Origin of the sequence: Methylocapsa acidiphila B2 (assembly GCF_000427445.1) — a bacterium.
GTDB classification, from domain to species: Bacteria; Pseudomonadota; Alphaproteobacteria; order Rhizobiales; family Beijerinckiaceae; genus Methylocapsa; species Methylocapsa acidiphila.
On the sequence record NZ_KE386496.1, the window covers coordinates 2,643,824 to 2,665,281 of the forward strand.

Sequence of the window (21,458 nt, forward strand, 5' to 3'; positions counted from 1 at the left end):
TTTTCGCGGCCTTCGCCGTCACTCGGCGGCGACTGATTGGTCCGGCTTCAGCGCCGCCGCGCCGGTCTCGAATTGCAGCTTGGCGAGGCGGGCGTAAAGCCCGTTCCGCGCGACGAGGGTCGCATGATCGCCCTCCTCGACCAGCCGGCCGTTGTCCAGGACCAGAATGCGGTCGGCCTTGAGCACCGTCGCGAGGCGATGCGCGATGACGATGGTCGTGCGTTCTGACATCACCTTTTCGAGCGCGCCTTGGACGAGCATCTCGTTTTCCGAATCGAGGGCCGAGGTCGCTTCGTCGAGGAGCAGCACCGGGGCGTCCTGAAGGATCGCGCGGGCGATGGCGAGCCGCTGGCGCTGCCCGCCCGAGAGAGTCACGCCACGCTCGCCGACTTTAGTCGCATAGCCTTCCGGCAAGGCGCGGATAAATTCGTCCGCCGCCGCCCGCACGGCGGCGTCGCGCACCGCCTCGTCGCTGGCGTCGGGCGCGCCATAGCGGATATTGTCGGCGATCGAGACGCCGAAAATCACCGGATCTTGCGGCACGCTTTTGATTCGCCGCCGCAGCTCCGCCGGATCGGCGCTCTTGATGTCGACGCCGTCGAGAAGGATGCGGCCAGCGGTCGGATCATAGAAGCGCAACAGAAGCTGAAAAAGCGTCGTTTTTCCGGCGCCCGACGGTCCGACGAGCGCGACCGTCTCGCCCGCCGCGATCGTGAGAGTGAGATCATGCAGGGCGCGGTCGTCCGGCCGCGTCGGATAGTGGAATTCGACATGCTCGAAACCAATGGCGCCGCGCGTCGGCGCCGGGAAAGCCGCCGCCGGAACCGGCGCCACAATGGTCGGCTTCAGACTTAATATGTCGGCGATCCGCCCAGCGGCGCCGGCGGCGGCGGCGACTTCGCCCCAAACCTGGCTCAACTCGCTGAGCGCGCCGGCGCCGAGAATGGCGTAAAGGACGAATTGCGAGAGCAGTCCTCCGGTCATGCGGTCGGCGAGCACGTCCTGCGCCCCGAGCCAGAGCACGCCGACAATGCTGGCGAAAACCAGAAAAATGACCACGATCGTGAGCCGCGCCCGCGCGGAGGCCGCGTTGCGGGCGGCGACATAGGCCTCTTCGGCCGCTGCGGCGAAATGCGCGCCGGCAGCGGATTCCGCGCCATAGGCCTGCATCACCCGCACGGCCCCGAGATTTTCCGCGGCGAAGGCGCTCGCTTCGGCGAGGGCGTCCTGCGCCGTGCGGGACCGCTTGCGCACGAGGCGTCCCGACGCGACGAGGGGCAGGACGATGACCGGAATGGCGATCAGCACGAAAGCCGATAGTTTCGGGCTGGTATAGACCATGAGCCCGATCGCGCCGATGAAGAGAAATAAGTTACGAAGCGCCAGCGCGGCTGTCGCGCCGAACGCCGATTTCATTTGCGTCGTGTCGGCGGTGAGCCGCGAAAGCAGCTCGCCGATTTTGGCGGAATCGAAAAAGGCGGCGTCTTGCCGGCAAAGATGCTTGAACACATCCGCCCGGAGGTCGGCGACGACCCGCTCCCCGAGGGTCGTCACGAAATAGTAACGCGCGCCCGATGAGAGGGCGAGAATCGCCGCGACGCCGACCAGCGCGAAGAAATATGTGTCGACCAGGCCGGCGCTATCCGTTGAAAAGCCGAAATCGATCATTCGGCGGATCGCCAGCGGCACGGCGAGCGTCGCCGCCGCCGCCATCGTCACAGCGATGAGCGCGCCGGCGATGCGCGGCTTGTAGCGCAGCACATAAGGCAGCAACGGCAGCAGGGCGCGCGGCGAGGCTTTTTGCTTCGGCGCGGCGGATGGGTCGAGAGCGGGGCGGGGTTTGGCCATGGCAGGATGATCCCGGGATCGTGGACATTCGGGCCCGAACGCCCTTCGTCGCGTCTCTAATTTACGCGTCTCCGAACGCCGCCGTCGCAGCGCCGGACGCCTCTCTTTCCTTAGAACAGATCAAGCTGTGACGAAAGTGAGAACCACGCCGCGCCCTTAGGCCGGCCGCGCAAGCTCCGGCCGGCGCAGCGCCCCTTCTTTCTCAATCCCGGCGAGAAGAATGCAGAGCGCGATCCCTTCCGACGCCGCGCGAACCTCCTCGAGACTCGGATAAGTCGGCGCGAGACGCAGCGAGCTGTCGTCGGGGTCCTGGCCAAACGGCCAGGTGGCGCCCGCCGGCGTGAGCGCCAGCCCCGCGTCCTTGGCGAGCGCGACGACGCGCTTCGCGGTCTCCTTGCGGGCGTCGACGCTGATGAAATAGCCGCCTTCGGGACGCGTCCAGCGCGCGACGCCGGTTCCGGCGAGCCGGCGCTCCAGGGCCTCTTCGACCGCCGCGAATTTCGGCGCGATGAGGGCGCGATGCGCGTCCATCAGGCGGAGGATGCCCGCCTCGTCGCGGAGAAAACGGACATGGCGCAGCTGGTTCAGCTTGTCTGGACCGATGGTGCGCTTGCCGGCCCGCGCGAGAAGCCATTTCACATTGGCGGAAGACGAGGCGAAAAATGCGAGCCCCCCGCCCGCGAGAGTGACCTTGGAGGTCGAGGCGAAGACGAAGGCGCGGTCGGCGTTTCCGACGCGCGCGCAGGCCTCGAGAATATTCAGAATTTCATGCCGGCGCTCGGTCAGATGGTGGACGACATAGGCATTGTCCCAGAACAGCCGGAAATCGGGCGCGCCCGTCTTCATCGCGGCAAGACGCTCGACAGTGGCCGCGGAGTAGATCTCGCCGGTCGGGTTCGAATATTTCGGCACGCACCACATGCCCTTCACCGCCGGGTTGGCGGCAAGAGCCTCGACCGCATCCATGTCGGGTCCCTCGCCCGTCATGGGGACCGGCAGCATGCGGAAGCCATATTCCTCGCAGATCGCGAAATGCCGGTCATAGCCGGGCGACGGGCAGATGAACGCGACCTCCGCCTCCTTCGACCAGGGCCTCGGCGAACCGACGACGCCTTTTAGCAGCGCCCAGACGATGCAGTCATGCATCAGCGCGAGGCTCGAATTATTGCCGACGACGACGCGATCCGGCGGCGCGCCGAGCATGGGCGCGAACAGGGCCCTCGCTTCGGCGAGCCCCTGCAGACCGCCATAGTTGCGGGCGTCTTCGCCGGCTTCGGTGAAATGGTCGGCGTTGCCGGGAAGCGCGAGCAGCCCGCTCGAGAGGTCGAGCTGCTCCGGCGCGGGCTTGCCGCGCGTCATGTCCAGCTTGAGGCCCTGCGCGCGAAAGGCGTCGTATTGATCTTGGACGCGCGCCCGCAGCGCTTCGAGATCGGCGTCCGAAAGATCGGCGATCGTGGTCATGGAAACCCCGGCTATTTATCGAGTTGGCGGGTTGTAGCGCTACGTCGACAGCGGCGCCAGCCCAGCGCGCTTGCAAATGGCTTCCAAGGCCTCGACGCGTCCGCTTTGCGCCGAGGGACGATGGGCAAGGAGGGACCCGCTGCGAAGCCCCGTCGCGAAATTTTGATCGCGCCGCCGTCCAGCGCCCCCCGATCGGGCTTAAACTATTGTCGAAAGGATTATTTCGAGAGGTTCCGATCTCGGGCGCCGGCCGTCTTGCCGATAGCGCCGCAGGGGTGATATGCCGCAACTGTCAAATGGATGGCGGCGCAAGCGCATGCTGCGGAGGGCAAAACGACGTGGCGGGCGACAAGGTTCTGGTCACGGGGGCTTCGGGCTTCGTCGGCTCCGCCGTCGCGCATGCGCTGGTTCGATCCGGCTATTCGGTGCGGGCGCTCACGCGCTGCACGAGCCCGCGAACCAATCTCGCCAATCTGGACATTGAGATCGCCGAGGGAGACATGCGCGACGCCGCGGCGGTCAAGCGAGCGATGACCGGCGCGCGCTTCTTGTTCCATGTCGCCGCCGATTATCGGCTCTGGGCGCGCGACCGCGAGGAAATCCTGACGACCAATCGCGACGGGACGCGCAATTTGATGCAGGCTGCCCTGCACGAGGGCGTCGAGCGAGTCGTCTATACGAGCAGCGTGGCGACGATCGCCTGCACGAAGGACGGCAAGCCGGCGGACGAGACCATGCGCCTCGCGCAATCCTGCGCGATCGGCGCCTATAAACGCAGCAAGGTCGCCGCCGAGCAAGTCGTCGAGACGATGATCACGCGCGAGCGGCTGCCGGCCGTTATCGTGCATCCCTCGACGCCGATCGGCCCGCGCGACGTCAAACCGACGCCGACGGGCCGCATCATTCTCGAAGCGGCGGCGGGGCGCATGCCCGGCTATGTCGACACAGGACTTAATCTGGTGCATGTCGACGATGTCGCCAAAGGCCATTTGGCGGCTCTGGAGCGCGGCGAGATCGGCGAGCGCTATATTCTCGGCGGCCAAGACGCCTCGCTGGCGCGCCTTCTCGCCGATATCGCCGCGCTCTGCGGCCGCAAGGCGCCGAAACTCCAGTTCCCCCGTGCGCTGGTCTACCCTCTCGCCATTGCGGCCGAGGCTGCGGCGCATTTCACCAAACGAGAGCCCTTCGTGACCGTCGACGGATTGCGGATGTCGAAGCATCGCATGTTCTTCAGCTCCGCCAAAGCCGAACACAAGCTCGGCTATGCGGCGCGGCCCTATGGCGAGGCCCTCGCCGAGGCTTTGGCTTGGTTTCGCGACAATGGCTATCTGCGATGAGCGACGATTTCCGCGCGGAGCCCTCAAAGACGCATCGCCAAGAGAATTTTCCCGTCGCCTCGCGGCTGATCGCGGCGAAATATCGCCCTGCGATCCTTGCCTATTACCGCTTCGCGCGCGGCGCCGACGATGTCGTGGACAATGGCGCGCTGTCCCCGGACGCGAAGCTCGCCGGGCTCGATCTGTTCGAGGCCACGCTTCTGGGCGACAGCGACCGCGTCGAGGCGGCCAAGCCGCTTCGCGCCATCCTAGCCGAAAGAAAGCTCTCGCCCCGGCATGCGCTCGATCTGCTGCGGGCGTTTCGTATGGACGCTGTGAAATCCCGTTATGCGAATTGGGACGAGCTGATGGAATATTGCGCCTATTCGGCGGCGCCAGTCGGACGCTTCGTCCTCGACGTGCATGGCGAGAGCGAGGCGACATGGCCCGCCTCGGACGCGCTGTGCTCGGCGTTGCAAGTCATTAATCATTTGCAGGATTGCGCCGCCGATTTTCGCAATCTCGACCGCGTCTATATTCCCCTGGACGCGCTCGCCGCGCAGGAAGCAGCGGTCGAGTCGCTCGCTGCGGCGCGGGCCTCGCCGGGGCTCAGGGCCTGCCTGCGCGGCCTGGCCGAAAAGACCGGAACGCTCATCGACGAGGGCGCCCGCTTGCCTGCGCAAGTGCGCGATTTCAGACTTCGGCTCGAGACTGCGGCCATCGCGAGGCTCGCCCGCACGCTCAACAACATCCTGCTCGCGCGCGATCCTCTGAGCGAAAAGGTGCATCTCAGCAAGCCGGCCTTTCTCGCCTGGACCTTGATCGGGGTGTTTTCGGTCCTCTCGGCCCCAGCGGCCAGCGCCTCGCGGCCTTCGGCGCCACGCGCGGAGGACGCATGAGCGCTGAAACCTCGGCGGCCGCGGACGGCGAGGACGCCGCCGTCCGCTCGCGCGGAAGCTCCTTCTACGCGGCCATGCGGATCCTGCCCCGCCCGCGCCGCGAGGCCATGTTCGAAATCTATTCCTTCTGCCGCGCCGTCGACGACATCGCGGACGAGGGCGGCCAGCCCGCCGCTCGCCTCGATGCGCTTGAAGCCTGGCGCCGCGACATCGGCGCGCTTTGCGGCGGGCGGACGCCCTCTCGGCCCCTGCTCGGCCTCCAAACCGCGATCGAGCAGTTCGATCTTCGGCGGGAGGATTTCCTCGCCGTCATCGACGGCATGGAGATGGACGTCCTCTCCGACATTCAGGCGCCGAGTTTCGCGACGCTCGATCTTTATTGCGATCGAGTCGCGAGCGCGGTCGGCCGGCTCTCGGTGCGCATCTTCGGCGCGCCGCCGGCCGAAGGACGCGAGCTCGCGCATCATCTCGGACGCGCGTTTCAGCTCACCAACATCTTGCGCGACCTCGACGAGGACGCCGCGATCGGACGTCTCTATCTGCCGCGCGAGCAATTGCTGGCGGCAGGCATTTTCACCACAGCTCCCAACGAGGTGCTGGCTAGTCCCGCGCTCGGAAAAGCTTGCGCGCCGCTCATCGACATCGCGGCCGAGCATTTCGCGCAAGGCCGCCGCATCATGGCAGGGCTCCCACGCGCGACCGTGCGCGCCCCACGCGTGATGGCCGAGGTCTATCAGAGCATTCTCGCCGGCTTGGCCGCGCGGGGCTTTGCGCCGCCACGCCTGCGCCAGCGCACGCCCCGCCATCGCATTCTCCTCGCGATCCTCCGCTACGGCCTCATCTAATGCCGGGATCCGCCATTCATGTCGTCGGCGCCGGGCTCGCCGGCCTCGCCGCGGCGGTGCGCCTCGCCGATGGATCGCGCGAAATCATCCTGCACGAGGCTGCGCGCCAAGCGGGCGGACGTTGCCGCTCCTATCACGACGCGCAGCTCGGCATGACGATTGACAATGGCAATCACCTGCTCCTTTCGGGGAATGTCTCTGCGCGAAACTTCCTCGCTGCGATCGGCGGCGCGGAAGAAATGCAAGGGCCGGACGACGCCGAATTCAGCTTCGTTGATCTCGCCTCCATGCAGCGCTGGGTCGTGCGGCCGAACGCCGGCCCGCTGCCCTGGTGGATCTTTTCCGCGCACCGTCGGACGCCTGGCTCCCGCTGGAGCGATCATCTCGCCCTGCTGCGCCTCCTCCTTCCTGGCGGTGACCGCCCGATCGCGGAGGTCATGCGTTGCGAAGGCGCTCTTTACGAGCGACTCTGGCGTCCGTTCCTTCTCGCCGCACTGAACACCGAGCCGAAAGAAGGCTCGCGCCGCCTCGCCGCCGCCGTCGTGCGCGAGACCCTGGCGAAGGGCGGAGTCGCTTGCCGTCCGCTTGTCGCCGCGCATGGGCTCTCCGCAGCCTTCATCGAGCCGGCGCTCCGCCATCTCGCCGCGCGCGGGGCGCAGATCCGCTTCGACCACAGGCTGAAGAAGATCATTTTCTCGCAAGACCGCATCGACGCGCTTGATTTCGGCGAGGAGACGACCCCGCTCGGACCGCAGGATCATGTCATTCTCGCCGTGCCGCCGAATGTCGCGCGCGAGCTCTTGCCGGAACTCGAAACTCCGGAAAGTTTTCGCGCCATCGTCAACGCCCATTTCAAAATCCCTCCGCCAGCTGATTTGCCGCCTGTGCTCGGCGTGATCAACGGGACTGTGGAATGGATCTTCGCCTTTCCGGACCGGATCTCAATCACGATCAGCGGCGCTGACCGTCTCCTCGACGTTCCGCGCGAGGAGCTTGCGCAAAGCCTGTGGGCGGAGGTCGTCAGGGCCGCGCATATTGAAAAGCCGCTTCCGCCATGGCAGATCATCAAGGAAAAACGGGCGACTTTCGCGGCGACGGTCGCTGAAAACACACGCCGTCCAGACGCAGCCACGGCCTACGCCAATTTGACGTTGGCCGGCGATTGGACAGCGACCGGCCTGCCGGCGACGATCGAAGGCGCCATTCGTTCAGGCGACCTAGCCGCCGATCTCGTCGCGCGATCGCGCCGATGAGCGCGCGCGCCCGTCGTCCTTGAGCGGGATGCGAAAAAGTGGAATCCGGTTTTTCGCGTAAGATCTCGCTCTCGCTTTCAAAACACGATCACGTTTCATGCTTTTGGATGTTTTCATCCAAAAGCTTCGTGATCTAAGACGGCGAAAACAGCGGAGGCTTCATGCTGGAACTGGGAATGGGGGCGAATAAAGTGGGTGAGCGTGATTTCGACCTCGCCGAAGTCGAGAAGGCGGTCGGCCACGCATCCCGAGCGCTCCGAGCGCAGCAACGTCCCGACGGCCATTTCGTCTTCGAGCTCGAGGCCGACGTTTCGATTCCGGCCGAATATATTCTCTTCCGACATTTTCTCGCGGAGCCGATATCCAACGCGCTCGAAGCCAAGATCGGCCGCTATTTGCGGGCGAGGCAGGCTGCGGACGACGGCTGGCCGCTGTTCACCGACGGCGCATTCAACGTCAGCAACAGCGTCAAGGCCTATTTCGCGCTGAAAATGATCGGCGACTCGCCCGACGCCGAGCATATGAGGCGCGCCCGCGCCGCCATTCTCGCGCATGGGGGAGCGGCGGCCAGCAATGTCTTCACCCGCGCTTTGCTCGCTCTCTACGGCGCGTTGCCTTGGCGCGGCGTGCCGGTGATGCCGGTCGAGATCATGCATCTGCCGCGCTGGTTCCCGTTCCATCTAAGCAAGATCTCCTATTGGGGCCGGACGGTGCTTGCGCCCCTGCTCGTGGTGAACGCGCTCAAGCCTAGAGCGCGTAATCCGCGCAAGATCGAGATTCAGGAGCTATTCGTCGTTCCGCCGGAAGAGGTCCGGCAATGGCCGGGCGCGCCACATCAGAAATTTCCTTGGACCACGCTGTTTGGCGCGGTGGACAAGCTGTTGCGTTGGGCCGAGCCGTATTTTCCGAAGGGCGTGCGCCAAAGCGCGATCGATAAGGCGGTCGCTTTCGTCACAGAAAGATTGAACGGCGAGGACGGACTCGGCGCGATTTACCCGGCGATGGCCTATTCCGCGCTGATGTTCGACGCACTCGGCGTCCCGCGATCCGACCCGCGACTGGTCCAGATCCTGGCCGCCATCGACAAGCTGCTCGTCGTCAAGGACGACGAAGCCTATTGCCAGCCCTGCGTCTCGCCGGTTTGGGACACGGGCCTCGCTTGCCACGCGCTGATGGAGACGGGCGGCGGCGATCTCGCGCCGGCCGTCGACGCCGCGCTTGCTTGGCTCATGCCCTTGCAAGTCAAGGATGTCGTCGGCGATTGGGCGATGCAGAAGCCGCATGTGCGGGCGGGCGGTTGGGCGTTCCAATACGCCAACGCCTATTATCCCGATCTCGACGACACGGCCGTCGTCGCCATGGCCTTGGATCGCGCCTCCGCGACTTGGCCAATCGCGCAGGAGGCAGATCGCAAGGAGGCGATTGCGCGGGCGCGCGAATGGATCGAGGGCCTGCAAAGCGCCAATGGCGGCTTCGGCGCCTTCGACGCCGACAACGATCGCGAATATTTGAACTACATCCCCTTCGCCGATCACGGCGCCTTGCTCGACCCCCCCACGGAAGACGTCACCGCACGATGCGTCTCGCTCCTCGGTCAGCTCGGAGAGACGGCGGATTCGAGCCCCATCGTGGCTCGCGCAGTCGACTATCTCATACGCGCGCAGAAGCCCGACGGCAGCTGGTTTGGACGCTGGGGCATGAACTACATCTACGGCGTTTGGTCCGTGCTCTGCGCCTTCAATGCAATCAAGCTGGACCCGAAGAGCGAAACGGTGCACAAAGCAACAGCGTGGCTGAAACGCATTCAGAACCCAGATGGGGGCTGGGGTGAAGACGGCGAAAGCTATGCTTTGGACTATGCCGGCTATCGATCGGCGCCGAGCACGGCGTCGCAGACGGCATGGGCGTTGCTTGGCCTCATGGCGGCGGGCGTAGTCGATGACCCCTCCGTGGAGCGCGGCATGCGCTATTTGGCGCGGAGCCAGACAGGGGACGGATTTTGGAGCGAAGAGCGTTTCACCGCGACGGGCTTTCCCCGAGTTTTTTTCCTCCGTTATCATGGCTACGCGAAATTCTTTCCGCTTTGGGCGATGGCGCGCTACCGCAATCTCAAATCAGGCAACCGTCCGCCAATTCTGACCGGAATGTAGCCGGGCGTCCCGTCATCGCGGTCACCGGCCTTCGCGCCGAAGCCCGGGTGGCGGCAGGCCCTCAAATCATTGTGATGTCCGGCGGCGGCGATGGCGCAGGCCTCGCGCGCGCCCTGGATCAAGCGGCCGCAAACAAAGCGTCGGCGATCATTAGTTTCGGCGTCGCGGGCGGGCTGGCGCCCGGCCTCGCCTCGGGCGCGGCTCTCGTCGCCCGCTCGATCGTCGCGGAAGACGGCCAGCGTTATTACGGCGACCCCAAATGGTCGCGTCGACTGTCGACCGCGCTCGGCGGCGCCCCGATCGTCGACATGGCCGGAGTTGACGCGCCGGTAGTCGACCACGCCACGAAACACGCGCTGCATCTCAGGACCGGCGCCTTCGCCGTCGATATGGAATCGCATATCGCCGCCAGGGTTGCCGCAGCGCATGGACTTCCATTCGCGGCTTTTCGCGTGGTCGCAGATCCGGCGGAGAGGCGCTTGCCGCATGCCGCGTTGGTCGGCATGCAGGCCGACGGCTCGCTCGCCCTAGGGGCTGTAGCGCGTTCACTTCTCCGCGATCCGCGCCAGGTTCCTCAATTGCTCCAGGCCGCGCTCGATGCGCGCGCGGCCTTCACAGCGCTACTCCGCGGCCGAAAGATGCTCGTCGGCGCGCTGGGCTTCACCGAATTCCGCGAGCTTGTCCTCGACCTGCCGCCCGAAGACGTAATCGGCCGGTCGTTGCCGGTCTAACGGAATATCCGGGGCCATCGGCCCTTCGGTGCGGACGCCGCGCAAGGCGACGCCGAGCAAGCGCAACGGATGGCTGAAGGCCTCCTCGACCGCGGTCGCCTCGAAGCCGCTATGCACCATGCAGTCGGCGCATTTTTCGTAATTGCCGGTTCCGTAGGCATCCCAATCGGTTTCTTCCATCAGTTCCTTGAAACTGGCCGCATATCCTTCGCCAAGCAGATAGCAAGGCCGCTGCCAGCCGAAGACCGTCCGCGTCGGATTGCCCCACGGGGTGCACTGATAGGTTCGATTGCCGGCGAGGAAATCGAGGAAGAGCTGGGACTGGAAGAACGGCCAAGCCTTGCCGCCGCGTCCGAGCGCGAAGACTCGACGGAACAGGTTCTTCGTCTTCTCGCGATTGAGAAAATGCTGCTGATCGGGCGCGCGCTCATAGGCGTAGCCGGGAGACACGGTGATGCCTTCGATCCCCAGCGCCGCTGCGCTGTCGAAAAAGGCCGCGACTCGCGCCGGTTCGGCCGTGTTGAACAGCGTGCAATTGATGGTGACGCGAAACCCCCGCTCCTTGGCGAGCTTCAGAGCGGCGAGCGCGCGATCATACACGCCAGTCTGGCACACCGACTGATCATGCATCCCGGCGTCGCCGTCGAGATGAATGGACCAGTTGAAATAGCGGTTCGGCTTGTAGCGATGAAGATTCTTCTCCAACAGCAAGGCGTTGGTGCAAACCGTGACGAATTTCCGCCGGGCGATGGCGCCGGAGACGATCTCAGGCAGATCCTTGTGCAGCAAGGGCTCGCCGCCAGCGATGACGACGACCGGCGCGCCGCATTCGTCGATCGCGGCGAGACAATCGGCGAGCGGCAAGCGCTGATTGAGAATCGTGTCCGGGTAATCGATCTTGCCGCAGCCGGCGCAGGCGAGATTGCAGCGAAACAAGGGCTCGAGCATCAGGACGAGCGGAAAGCGCTTGACGCCGGAGATGCGCTTGCGAGCCACATAGGCGCCGACCTGCGCCATTTGGAGAAACGGTATTCCCAATGCGTGCTCCTCGAAAGTAGTGCGATCCGCCAAATCGCGATGATTCGGACCGAAGAAACCCAAAAATCAGGGACGCGATCGCTTCCTATAGGTTTGCGCAGGGCGCCGTCGGAAAGCGACTCCTGCTGCGCGCCGTCCCGCTCTCGCGCCTTGCCGGATCCGCGCGCATCCAAGGCGCGAGACGCGGTCCAGCGGCTCGAGATTTGGATTATTGCTCGGACAAGCCGCCTGAAACGGACAACGCTCCGCTTTGCCAGGTTTCGTCCGTCGCGCCTCATCGACGGCGAACCGTGCTTCGCCGTCGCAGCTTCCGCCAACAGACAAGCTGCATTTTGAGTTGCGGCGCAAACAGAAAATGCGCATCAAATTTCATTACAGATTTTTTTTTGGAGTTATCACGAGGCGCGCGCGTTCCGTTCGACCGACGAACAAGGCCTGTGGCGGAGGTCCGGCGGCCGCGTCAATGATCGAGCAACTCGGCCGGCAATTTGAACTCGATGTTTTCCTCTTCGCCGGGCAACATGGAGAGCTCTAAGGGGCCGAGGCCGCGCAGCGCCTCGATCACCTCTTCGACGAGAATTTCCGGCGCCGACGCCCCGGCCGTGAGGCCCACGATCCCCGCGCCGCGCAAAGATTCGAGATCGAGCTCGGATTTGTCGGCGATGAGAAAAGTCGGAACCTGGGCTTCCGTCCCTATTTCGCGCAATCTGTTCGAGTTCGAGCTGTTTTTCGCGCCAACGACCAGGATCACATCGACCAACTGACTCAATTGCCGCACGGCGCTTTGCCTATTCTGCGTCGCGTAGCAAATGTCCTTGGTCTCGGGACCGACGATGTCGCTGAAACGGCGTTCGAGCGCCGCGATGATCAATTTCGTGTCGTCGACGCTCAAGGTCGTCTGGGACACATAGGCGAGAGGCTCGTCGGGAGCGAGCGCTAGCGCCTCGACGTCCGCTTCGCACTGGACAAGATGGACCGGCCCCGGAATGCGCCCCATCGTTCCCTCGACCTCGGGGTGGCCGGCATGGCCTATGAGGACCACCGACCGGCCCTGTTGCACATAACGCTCGCCCTGGCTATGAACCTTGGCGACCAAGGGGCAGGTCGCATCGAGCACGGGCAGGCCGAGCGCCGCGGCTTCGTCCTCGACCGATCGGGCGACGCCATGCGCGCTGAAGATCGTTCGCGCGCCGGACGGCACCTCGGCGAGGCTCTCGACAAATCGGGCGCCTTTTGCTTTCAGGCTCTCCACGACATAACCGTTATGGACGATTTCATGCCGCACATAGATGGGCGCGCCATATTTGGCGAGAGCTTGCTCGACGATCTCGATCGCCCGGACAACGCCGGCGCAGAATCCGCGAGGCTGTGCCAAAATGACCTTCATGCAATTCGCCTAGCGTGGAAGCCCCCTATAAGCGGGCGATAATTGACGCAAGTCTTATAGTTTAGCTTGTAACGACGACATTGACATTGTCAAACAACGCTCGTCTCTGTCGCTCGGCTCCCAAACAAGACGCGGATTGGCCGAATCACAAGATTGCAAGCCATTAAGCTTATCTGAACTCAATATTCGTTAACGCTGCCTTGCTCTGGCCCTTTTCGATTGGCGATGACCCCGCATGACGACACATGAAGACAGCATGAGCCTGACGCCGCCGCCCGAGCCGACGGCCTCGGGTCTGATCGCCAGAGCGATCGTCGCGATCGTAATCGCGTGCAAACGCTTCAAATGGGTGGTTCTCGCCCTCGCGGTGGTCGCGACGCTGTTTTCAGCGCGCTACGCCGCCCTGCATTTCAAGATCAACACCAACACCAATGATTTCATCTCCGCCAAGCTGAAATGGCGGCAAAACCTCGCCGCCGTGGACAACGCCTTTCCACAGCGCAAGGATCAGATCCTGGTCGTGATCGACGGCGCCACGCCCGAGCTCGCCGATTCGGCGGCCCGGCGCCTAACCGAAAAGCTCGCCGCGCGGCCCGATCTTTTCCAATCGGTCCTGCGGCCCGACGGCGGCGCCTATTTCAATCGAAACGGCCTGATGTTCATGCCGGTCGCCGAGCTTCAACGCACCACGGACGAACTCTTCAGAGCGCAGCCCTTCCTCGGCGCCCTAGTGTCCGATCCGAGCCTGCGCGGAATCATGGACGCCTTCGCCTTCATCAATCGGGGCGTGCGGGCCAAGGCTGGCACGCTCGACGATTTCGATCGGCCGATGGCGGCGCTCGCGGGCGCCTTCGATGGCCTGCTCGCCGGCCGGCCGACCTTTTTCTCCTGGCGGAGCCTGATGACCGGCCAGGCGCCCGATCCGCGCGAGCTGCGCCGCTTCATCGAGACCAAGCCGCGGCTCGATTACGCCGCGCTGCAGCCCGGCGCGGTCCCATCGGATTTCATCCGCCAGAGCGCCGAGGCGCTCGGTCTATCCCCTGCCGCTGGCGTAACCGTGCGGTTGACTGGCCTCGTGCCGCTGGCCGACGAAGAATTCGCGACGGTCGAGCAAGGGGCCGGTTGGAACGGCGCCGCAACCGCCCTGATCGTCTTATTCATCATTTGGCGAGCGCTGAAATCGAAGCGCATCGTCGCCGCCGTCGCCTTGAGCGTCGCCGCGGGCCTCGCCATCACCGCGGCGGTCGGGCTGATGATGGTCGGCGCCCTTAATCTCATATCGGTCGCTTTCGCCGTTCTCTTCGTCGGCATCGGCGTCGATTTCGGCATCCAGTTCAGCGTGCGCTACCGCGCGGAGCGCCATGTCGAGCCTGATTTCGACAAGGCGCTGCGCCGCGCCGCCGCGAAATCCGGACGACCCTTGGCGCTGGCCGCCGCCGCCACCGCCGCCGGCTTTTATTCCTTCCTGCCGACCGATTATCGCGGCGTGTCGGAGCTCGGCCTCATCGCCGGGACGGGCATGTTCATCGCCTTTTTTTCCGCGATCACGGTTCTGCCCGCCCTGCTCGCGATCTTTCGGCCTCCTGCAGAACAAGAACCGGTCGGCTATAAGTTCCTGGCCCCTGTCGATGAATTCATGGCCACGCATCGCTATGCGATCGTCATCGGCACGCTGACCATAGCCTTGGCCGGCGCGCCCTTGCTGCGCCACCTGCATTTCGACTTCAACCCGCTCAACTTGCGCAGCAGCACCGTCGAATCCGTCTCGACCTTGCTCGATTTGATGAAGAACCCCTCGACCGACCCCAATATGATCGACGTCCTCGCGCCTTCGCTCAAGGAGGTCCCAGCCCTCGCGGCGCGTTTGCGCAGCTTGCCCGAGGTGGCGCAGGTGACCGACCTTTTGAGCCTCGTTCCCGACGACCAGGATCAGAAGCTCGCGATCATCCACAAGGCTGCGCTGGTCCTCGGCCCTGTGCTCGATCCCCGCCGCGCCCGCCCTGCGCCGACCGACGCCGAGGATGTGGCGGCGATGCGCCGCGCCGCCGATTCCTTCGCGGCGACCGCCGGCGACGCTCCGGGAAAGGGCGCGGACGACGCCCGTCGTCTCGCCGATTTGATTCGGAAGATGGCCGATGCGCCCCCCGAACGACGGGAGGCCGCCCGCGCCGCCCTTCTACCCGGCCTCGACACAATGCTCGATCTCTTGCGCCAGTCGCTGAACGCGCAAAAGGTGACGACCGCGTCGATTCCGCCGGAATTGATGCGCAACTGGGTGAGCGCCGACGGCCGCGCGCTGATCGTCGCGGCCCCAACCGGCAACCCGAACGACAATGAGAATCTCAAGCGCTTCGCCAAGGCGATCGAGGCGATCGATCCCAACGCCACCGGTCAGCCGATCGCCATCCAAGAATCCGGAAACACGGTCGTGCACGCCTTTGTCGAGGCGGGCGTCTGGGCGCTGCTTTCGATCAGCGTGCTCTTGCTGTTCGTCCTGCGGCGGGTGACTGACGTGCTCCTGACTTTGGTGCCACTGCTCCTGGCGGGCGTCGTCACGCTCGAGATCACCGTCTTGATCGGCTTACCGCTCAATTTCGCCAATATCATCGCCTTGCCCTTGCTTCTCGGCCTCGGCGTCGCCTTCAAGATCTATTTTGTGATGGCCTGGCGAGCGGGCACGACCAACCTCCTGCAATCAAGCCTGACGCGCGCGGTCTTTTTCAGCGCCATGACCACGGCGACCGCCTTCGGCAGCCTATGGCTCTCAAATCACCCCGGAACGTCGAGCATGGGCAAGCTTCTCGCCTTGTCCCTCCTCTGCACCCTGGCGGCGGCCGTCCTGTTTCAGCCGGCGCTGATGGGCCCGCCCCGACATGTGAACAAGGAAGGGGAGAGCGCTTGAGGCGGCAGGGCGAGGGCGCGGCGACGGCTTCCGTTCCGCTCACGCCCATTCGATTCGAACCATCGCGACGGACAGCTAAACCTGCCTCGTCGATCGGGAATCTCCAATTCTGGATCGCTCCCGCGGGTCTATTGAACAACCCGGTAGCGTGGCGCGTTATTGCCTTCATTGGCGCCTCCGGTGGCTGCGCCGAGCGTGTTGAGATCGTTCATGCCGCCGGTTCCGGCGCCGATCGCCGTCCCGTTGATTCCGCCCGTATTAATGCCGATGCCGGCCGCGGCCGTATCCTTGATGCCGCCGCTGCCGGCCCCGAGCCCACGACCCACGCCATTGACGCCGCCCGTGGTGCTGCCCCAAGATGCTCCGTCCTTGATGCCGCCGGTGCCCACGCCGATCGCGCTCGCGTTGACGCCGCCGACGGCATTCCCCATTCCGAGACCGAGACCGCCGGTCCCGGCGCCGATATGGCCTTGCCCGCTGATGACGGCCGGGGAGCGAGCGCGATTGCCCAAGACGTTTCCTTGGGATCCGGCGGCGCCGGCGCCGGCCCCCAGGCCCGTGCCGGCGATGCCCCCGCCGCGATTGATAACCGGCGTCTGGCTCGTCTGCTGCCCGAGCACGGCCGACGACGCTCCGAGAATCAAGACCATGCTCGAGACGAGTTGGATGCGCATCTGCCCTCCTCCTTGGCGACGAAACCGTCGACTCGCCAGCCATTCCGCCGAGCTTTGCCCAAAATCCTTAACCGGCATCCTTCGCGCGGCGTTGGCCCCTCCGAGTCCGCTGGACGCCGGCCCGATCAAGCCATTATCAACCGCAAAACGGCGAATTTCGGGAGCTCAACCGTCAGGCTTGGCCTTCTCTTCAAGTTGCGCCTTGAGGGCCGCCAGCTTGGCGAAGGGTGAATTAGGGTCCGGCGCGCGTTCGGCCTGCCTCTTTTCGCCGCCGAACGAGCCGCTGCGCCCGTGGCGACGATCGTCGCCGCCCCGCGTCTGGCTTCTCTCCTCATTGCGATCGCTGGATGGACCAGCGAAGCGGCCTTTTGTTTGGCCTTGAGGCGGCCGCCCGTTCCCGTGGCCGTTTCGGCGCTGATCCGGCCCCGCCGTACCGCGCCCTGCGCCCGGCCTCCCTTCGGCCGCGCCCCCTTCGCCGCGTTTTCGTTCCGGACGGCGCCGGTCTTGACTCGGCGGTCGGGCGGCCGCGTCGCCTTGCGGTTCGCCGATGGCCCCGGCCGCTTCGCCGACGGGCGGTCCGCGCCGCGCGCCTCGGTTCGCGCGCGGCTCGGGCCGGCGACCATGGTGATGCTGACGATGTGGTCGCCAAACCTCGATCAAGGTTGGCTCGGACTCGGCCGAAACTTCGGCCGGCTGAGCCGGATCACCCGCAGAGTCGGAGACCGCCGCTATCTCGGGCGAGGTCTCGGCCTCTTCAGAAACGATCGCCGAGGCGTCCGCCGCGACGGCCTCAGCCTCGTCCGTCGACAGTGAATCGGCCTGATCCCCTGATGGCTCGGGGGCGTCCTCGGGCTGCGCCGCGCGCTCTTCCGCTTCATCGGCGAACTCGGCGCGCGCTTCGTCGATCTGCTCGGGGGATGCATCGGACTCTAGCTCCGACGCCTCGGTAGGCGCGAGAGCGACTTCGGCTTGCTCCGCTCCATCTTGCGCCTGCTCGCGCGGGTCGGCGTCCGCCATAAGCTCGGCCGTTGCCGCAAACTGCGCGGCGTCTGATTCGGGCTCGGACGCCTCCGCTGACGCGGCGCTCGGCCCCCGCACGGGTTCGATCGCCGCCTTGGGGACGAGCGTCGCCGTGATCGCGGGACCCTTGCGGCGCTCGAGAACATAGCCCAGAGACCGCAGGATCGACGCGAAGCTCTCGCCCGAACAGCCGGCGAGCGACGTCATTCCGACGGTGACGACAAACCCGTCGCCGTCAGCGGTCCCCGCCGGCGGATCGCCCGGGGTCAGGCCCGGACGATAGGACACCGCGGGACGAATCAGATCGGCGAGACGCTCGAGAATATCGACCCTGACCGCGCGGTCGCCGCAAACGCGGAAGCCCGCGGCGCGATAAAATCCTTTGGGAACGTCCTTGTCGGCGACGAAGGAGGTCCGGCCGGACGAGGCGAGATGGGGCACGTCTTCAAGGCCTTTGACCTCATCGACGCCGCCATTTTTCAACGCCCAGAGCTGAGCAGCGAGCGCGCGGGGCGCCGGCTTCACGAGATTGGGAAGATAAAGGTGATAGGCGCCGAAACGGACGCCGAACTTCCGCAGCGCTGCGCGCGCCTCCTGCGAAAGCGCCTTGACGTCATCGGCGACGCGGGCCCGCTCGAGAACGCCAAGCGATTCGGCGATTTGGAAGGCGATGCCTCTGGCTATGCCCTCGAGCCCTTCGCCGGCTTCGAGTTCGGCGAGCGGGCCGAGCAGCTTCTTCACATGCTGGGCGAGCCAGAGCGCCAGACGGCGCTGGACCATTTCAAGCGCCGGGCCGGACAATTGCTCGTCGGACAGGACGCGCAGGCTCGGCTCGAGCATATGCGCGCCCGCGGCGATCTTCGCCACCGGCTCGCCGAGCCAACGAATAATTCCGTCATTGGCGAGAACGAACGCCTCGTCGACGGCCTCGTTGACGCGGGCGGCGCGGCCTTCGATCTCGCTGACAAGCGCCTTTTGCGCCGCCGCGTTGAGGGCCTTGGCGGCCTCCCCGGCCGCGTGCGGATCGGCGGTGAAACGAAATCCGTTCAGTTGGCCGACGTGCTGGCCCTCGACGATGACGTCGCCGCTTTGGGTGACTTCCGCTTCCAGCATGGCGTTCTCTCTTAAGCGTCGCATCAACACGCTCGTCCGGCGGTCGACAAACCTTTGGGCCAATCGTTCGTGCAAGGCGTCCGATAATGTGTCCTCTACCTGACGCGTGACGCCCTGCCAATGCTCAGGATCGCGCAACCAGTCGGAACGGTTGGCGATGAAGGTCCATGTCCGCACTTGGGCGATGCGGGCGGAGAGCGCGTCTAGGTCTCCGTCGATGCGGTTCAACGCGTCGATATGGCGGGCGAACCAATCGTTGGGGATGTGGCCGGCCCGCACGACGAAGCCATAGACGGAGAGGACGAGTTCCGCGTGCGCCGCCGGGGCGAGCTTTCGATAATCCGGAATCTGGCAACATTCCCAGAGCCGGGCGATGTCCGCCCGCGTCTTGGCCTCGCGGATCACTTTTTCATCGCGCGCGACTATATCGAGAACCAATTGGTCCTCCGCGAGCGGCGCGCGGGCGAGGCCCGCCTGCTTCGGCAAAACGTCGAGAGACGCGGCGAGATCCGCGATCGAGGAGAAATCGAGGTCCGAATTGCGCCATTGCAGCATCCGGACGGGGTCGAAACGGTGGTCCTCGAGCGCTTCGACGAGTTCCGGATCGAATGGCGGACAGCGCCCGGTCGTGCCGAAGGCGCCGTCGCGGAGGTGGCGCCCCGCGCGCCCGGCAATCTGGCCGAATTCGGCCGGATTGAGCCTGCGATATTGCCAGCCGTCGAACTTTCTGTCGCCGGCGAAGGCGATTTGGTCGACATCGAGATTGAGCCCCATGCCGATCGCGTCTGTGGCGATGATGTAATCGACGTCGCCGCTTTGAAACAACTCGACCTGAGCATTGCGGGTGCGCGGCGAGAGCGCGCCCAGCACGACCGCGGCGCCGCCGCGCTGACGCCTTATCCATTCGGCGATCGCATAGACCTCCTCGGCGGAAAAGGCGACGATCGCGCTACGGCGCGGCAAGCGGGTCATCTTCTTGTCGCCGGCGAAGCTCAGCTTGGACAGGCGCGGGCGCGAAAGGATGCGCGCGCCAGGCAAGAGCTCCTGGACAGCGCGCTGCATGGTCGCCGCGCCGATGAGCAAAGTCTCCTCGCGGCCGCGGCGGTTCAGGAGCCTGTCAGTGAAGACATGGCCGCGGTCGAGATCGGCGGCGAGCTGAATTTCATCAATCGCCACAAAGGCGAGATCGAGGTCGCGCGGCATGGCCTCGACGGTCGAGATCCAATAGCGCGCTGATTTGGGCTTGATCTTCTCCTCGCCGGTGATCAGAGCCACGGCGCCGGAGCCGACCTTTTCGACGCAGCGATTATAGACCTCGCGCGCCAATAGCCGGAGCGGCAGGCCGATCATCCCGCTCGGATAGGAGAGCATCCGCTCGATGGCGTAATGGGTCTTGCCGGTGTTCGTCGGGCCGAGCAAGACGCTCACCCCTCTGGCGCGATCCAGCGGGTGCGGTTTGGCGGCCGGAAAAGAAATGTTCATCAATTTCTCGACCCGGGAAAGGCGGCGCAAGACCGCATGGGCGCGGGGGTCAAAATCTCCGACGGCGGCGCGGAACGACCGGCGCCTCGGATGAGGTCGGATTGGGCGTCAGGCGGTCGACTTCAGTTTGCGCGCTCCTCGTATGTTCGCCTAATCGAAACGGTCTCGTCTAAATTCAATGGGTTGGAGCCGCTCGGCTCTCGATCTCGCCTCTTTTCGCCCGCCGATGGCAGAGGCTTGATAGGTCCCAAACAGGTTTCGCGGACGGATGCCGGCGCGTTCTTCTGTATCACAATGGTTCGGCGTCGAGCAGAGTTCTTTACGCCTCGAACGTCAGACGAACGAATCGCGGCCGAATCGCCGACTTCGGTCGAGTCTGGCTTTGTTCACCGCAAGATGTGGGGATCAGCGCGCCCGTGCGGGCTAACTCTTGAGAAAACCGTCTCTTGAGCTGCATGATGATGGCGCAGCAGAGCAAGCCGCGCGGAGACTCGGAACCGCCCTCATGTCAACCGAGCAAAAAACGAGAGGTCCGAGGCGCGCCGGGCCGGCGCCAAGGCGCGCCTTCCGAAGAGGGCGCGGAGCCTATGGATTCGACAGCGTCTCCATGCTGACCCTTGCGACGCCTGCGCGCCGAAAGCCCAAGGCGTCCGCGGCCCCGGTTGAGACGTCTACGATTCGACCGCCGACAAAAGGCCCACGATCATTGACGACGAGCACCACCGAGCGCCGATTGGACAGATTGGTGACCCGCACATGGGTTCCCAAAGGCAGGGACCGATGAGCGCAAGTCATATGTCCCCGTCCCGAGTAATAAGACGCCTTGCCGGTCCAGCTTTGCGCGCTCGCCGGATGACTAACAATAATGGACAGCAAAACAACCGTGATAGGTAACCTCAATGATCATCTCCATTTGCGCTTTATGACCCGCGCTTTGTCAGGCATTACTCAGGCGCTACATGGAAGATGTGATCACAAGTTGGCGATATACATAGGCTATAGGTACGAGATCCTAGTCTCAGTCTATGCTTTAGAGGCTCTGTATTGAATTCGTCATTTCAGTGTAATCTTGGCCCGCCGGGGCCTCGTCACAGCTTCGAACCTAATCAGCGCGACGGCTCGAGTCCGCAGTAACCGCAGCTTGCGATATGAACAGACGAGCGGAACGCGGCTGCGGACCGGGCATGCGGAGGATTTCCGCGCCAGTCGGCGTTGTTGCAAGGATGAAGACGCGCGGGATTCGGCTCGATTGGCGCCGACCGGACCGCGCTCGACAATGAAGGAAAGCACACCGCGATCTCGCGCGCGGAGACAGCGGCCTCGCCAGATTTATGTCTGC

General features: G+C 64.8%; 14 protein-coding genes. 7 read left to right on the plus strand and 7 right to left on the minus strand.

What is annotated here, in order from left to right; all coding sequences use genetic code 11:
- Positions 1-18: 18 nt before the first annotated feature.
- Positions 19-1,848 (minus strand): ABC transporter transmembrane domain-containing protein, encoded by a 1,830-nt coding sequence (locus METAC_RS23860; protein WP_036255634.1) that lies wholly within the window; start codon positions 1,846-1,848, stop codon positions 19-21.
- 156 nt (positions 1,849-2,004) lie between these two features.
- A complete protein-coding gene (locus METAC_RS0114995; RefSeq protein ID WP_026607674.1) occupies positions 2,005-3,309 on the minus strand; it encodes an aspartate aminotransferase type Ic in 1,305 nt (434 codons plus the stop codon).
- A 296-nt stretch (positions 3,310-3,605) separates the two neighbouring features.
- Between METAC_RS0114995 and hpnA the strand changes: the two genes are divergently transcribed.
- The 6 genes from hpnA (at position 3,606) to METAC_RS23865 (ending at position 10,503) form a co-directional block, all read left to right on the plus strand.
- On the plus strand, positions 3,606-4,646 hold the full coding sequence (gene hpnA / locus METAC_RS0115000; protein ID WP_051335856.1) for a hopanoid-associated sugar epimerase: 1,041 nt from the start codon (positions 3,606-3,608) through the stop codon (positions 4,644-4,646).
- Positions 4,643-5,524 carry a squalene synthase HpnC gene (gene hpnC, locus METAC_RS0115005; RefSeq protein WP_026607676.1) on the plus strand — a complete coding sequence of 294 codons (882 nt, stop codon included), beginning with the start codon at positions 4,643-4,645 and terminating at the stop codon, positions 5,522-5,524. Before hpnA ends, hpnC begins: the two co-directional genes overlap by 4 nt.
- Positions 5,521-6,369 (plus strand): presqualene diphosphate synthase HpnD, encoded by an 849-nt coding sequence (gene hpnD / locus METAC_RS0115010; RefSeq protein WP_026607677.1) that lies wholly within the window; start codon positions 5,521-5,523, stop codon positions 6,367-6,369. Before hpnC ends, hpnD begins: the two co-directional genes overlap by 4 nt.
- The gene (gene hpnE, locus METAC_RS0115015) at positions 6,369-7,622 is read left to right on the plus strand and encodes a hydroxysqualene dehydroxylase HpnE (protein WP_026607678.1); all 1,254 of its coding nucleotides are present in this window, start codon (positions 6,369-6,371) and stop codon (positions 7,620-7,622) included. Before hpnD ends, hpnE begins: the two co-directional genes overlap by 1 nt.
- Positions 7,623-7,783: 161 nt before the next feature.
- Positions 7,784-9,772 carry a squalene--hopene cyclase gene (gene shc, locus METAC_RS0115025; protein ID WP_245257499.1) on the plus strand — a complete coding sequence of 663 codons (1,989 nt, stop codon included), beginning with the start codon at positions 7,784-7,786 and terminating at the stop codon, positions 9,770-9,772.
- Positions 9,773-9,819: 47 nt separating this feature from the next.
- A complete protein-coding gene (locus tag METAC_RS23865) occupies positions 9,820-10,503 on the plus strand; it encodes a phosphorylase family protein (protein ID WP_245257500.1) in 684 nt (227 codons plus the stop codon).
- On the opposite strand, the gene hpnH is transcribed toward METAC_RS23865, so the two are convergent.
- Both hpnH and ispH read right to left on the minus strand, forming a co-directional pair.
- Positions 10,393-11,541, minus strand: a complete 1,149-nt coding sequence (gene hpnH, locus METAC_RS0115035) for an adenosyl-hopene transferase HpnH (protein ID WP_026607680.1) — start codon at positions 11,539-11,541, stop codon at positions 10,393-10,395. The two genes, METAC_RS23865 and hpnH, sit on opposite strands and share 111 nt — an antisense overlap.
- A 460-nt stretch (positions 11,542-12,001) precedes the next feature.
- Entirely contained in the window at positions 12,002-12,928 is a 927-nt protein-coding gene (gene ispH / locus METAC_RS0115045; RefSeq protein WP_026607682.1) for a 4-hydroxy-3-methylbut-2-enyl diphosphate reductase, read from the minus strand.
- A gap of 235 nt (positions 12,929-13,163) precedes the next feature.
- On the opposite strand from ispH, the gene hpnN reads away from it, so the two are divergent.
- Entirely contained in the window at positions 13,164-15,830 is a 2,667-nt protein-coding gene (gene hpnN, locus METAC_RS0115050) for a hopanoid transporter HpnN (RefSeq protein WP_084143682.1), read from the plus strand.
- A gap of 128 nt (positions 15,831-15,958) precedes the next feature.
- Here hpnN and METAC_RS0115055 read toward each other — a convergent pair whose 3' ends face one another.
- From METAC_RS0115055 to METAC_RS0115065, 3 genes are all read right to left on the minus strand, one after another.
- The gene (locus METAC_RS0115055; RefSeq protein ID WP_156898237.1) at positions 15,959-16,504 is read right to left on the minus strand and encodes a hypothetical protein; all 546 of its coding nucleotides are present in this window, start codon (positions 16,502-16,504) and stop codon (positions 15,959-15,961) included.
- A 165-nt stretch (positions 16,505-16,669) separates the two neighbouring features.
- The gene (locus METAC_RS0115060) at positions 16,670-20,119 is read right to left on the minus strand and encodes a helicase-related protein (RefSeq protein WP_026607685.1); all 3,450 of its coding nucleotides are present in this window, start codon (positions 20,117-20,119) and stop codon (positions 16,670-16,672) included.
- 585 nt (positions 20,120-20,704) lie between these two features.
- A complete protein-coding gene (locus METAC_RS0115065; protein ID WP_051335607.1) occupies positions 20,705-21,019 on the minus strand; it encodes a septal ring lytic transglycosylase RlpA family protein in 315 nt (104 codons plus the stop codon).
- Between the last annotated feature and the right edge of the window lie 439 nt (positions 21,020-21,458).

Coding starts and splice junctions, on each gene's coding strand:
- shc (WP_245257499.1), top strand. CDS start 7,784: ATGCTGGAACTGGGAATGGGGGCGAATAAAGTGGGTGAGCGTGATTTC.
- hpnE (WP_026607678.1), top strand. CDS start 6,369: ATGCCGGGATCCGCCATTCATGTCGTCGGCGCCGGGCTCGCCGGCCTC.
- hpnC (WP_026607676.1), top strand. CDS start 4,643: ATGAGCGACGATTTCCGCGCGGAGCCCTCAAAGACGCATCGCCAAGAG.
- hpnA (WP_051335856.1), top strand. CDS start 3,606: ATGGATGGCGGCGCAAGCGCATGCTGCGGAGGGCAAAACGACGTGGCG.
- METAC_RS0114995 (WP_026607674.1), bottom strand. CDS start 3,309: ATGACCACGATCGCCGATCTTTCGGACGCCGATCTCGAAGCGCTGCGG.
- hpnN (WP_084143682.1), top strand. CDS start 13,164: ATGACGACACATGAAGACAGCATGAGCCTGACGCCGCCGCCCGAGCCG.
- METAC_RS23860 (WP_036255634.1), bottom strand. CDS start 1,848: ATGGCCAAACCCCGCCCCGCTCTCGACCCATCCGCCGCGCCGAAGCAA.
- METAC_RS0115055 (WP_156898237.1), bottom strand. CDS start 16,504: ATGCGCATCCAACTCGTCTCGAGCATGGTCTTGATTCTCGGAGCGTCG.
- METAC_RS0115060 (WP_026607685.1), bottom strand. CDS start 20,119: ATGAACATTTCTTTTCCGGCCGCCAAACCGCACCCGCTGGATCGCGCC.
- hpnD (WP_026607677.1), top strand. CDS start 5,521: ATGAGCGCTGAAACCTCGGCGGCCGCGGACGGCGAGGACGCCGCCGTC.
- ispH (WP_026607682.1), bottom strand. CDS start 12,928: ATGAAGGTCATTTTGGCACAGCCTCGCGGATTCTGCGCCGGCGTTGTC.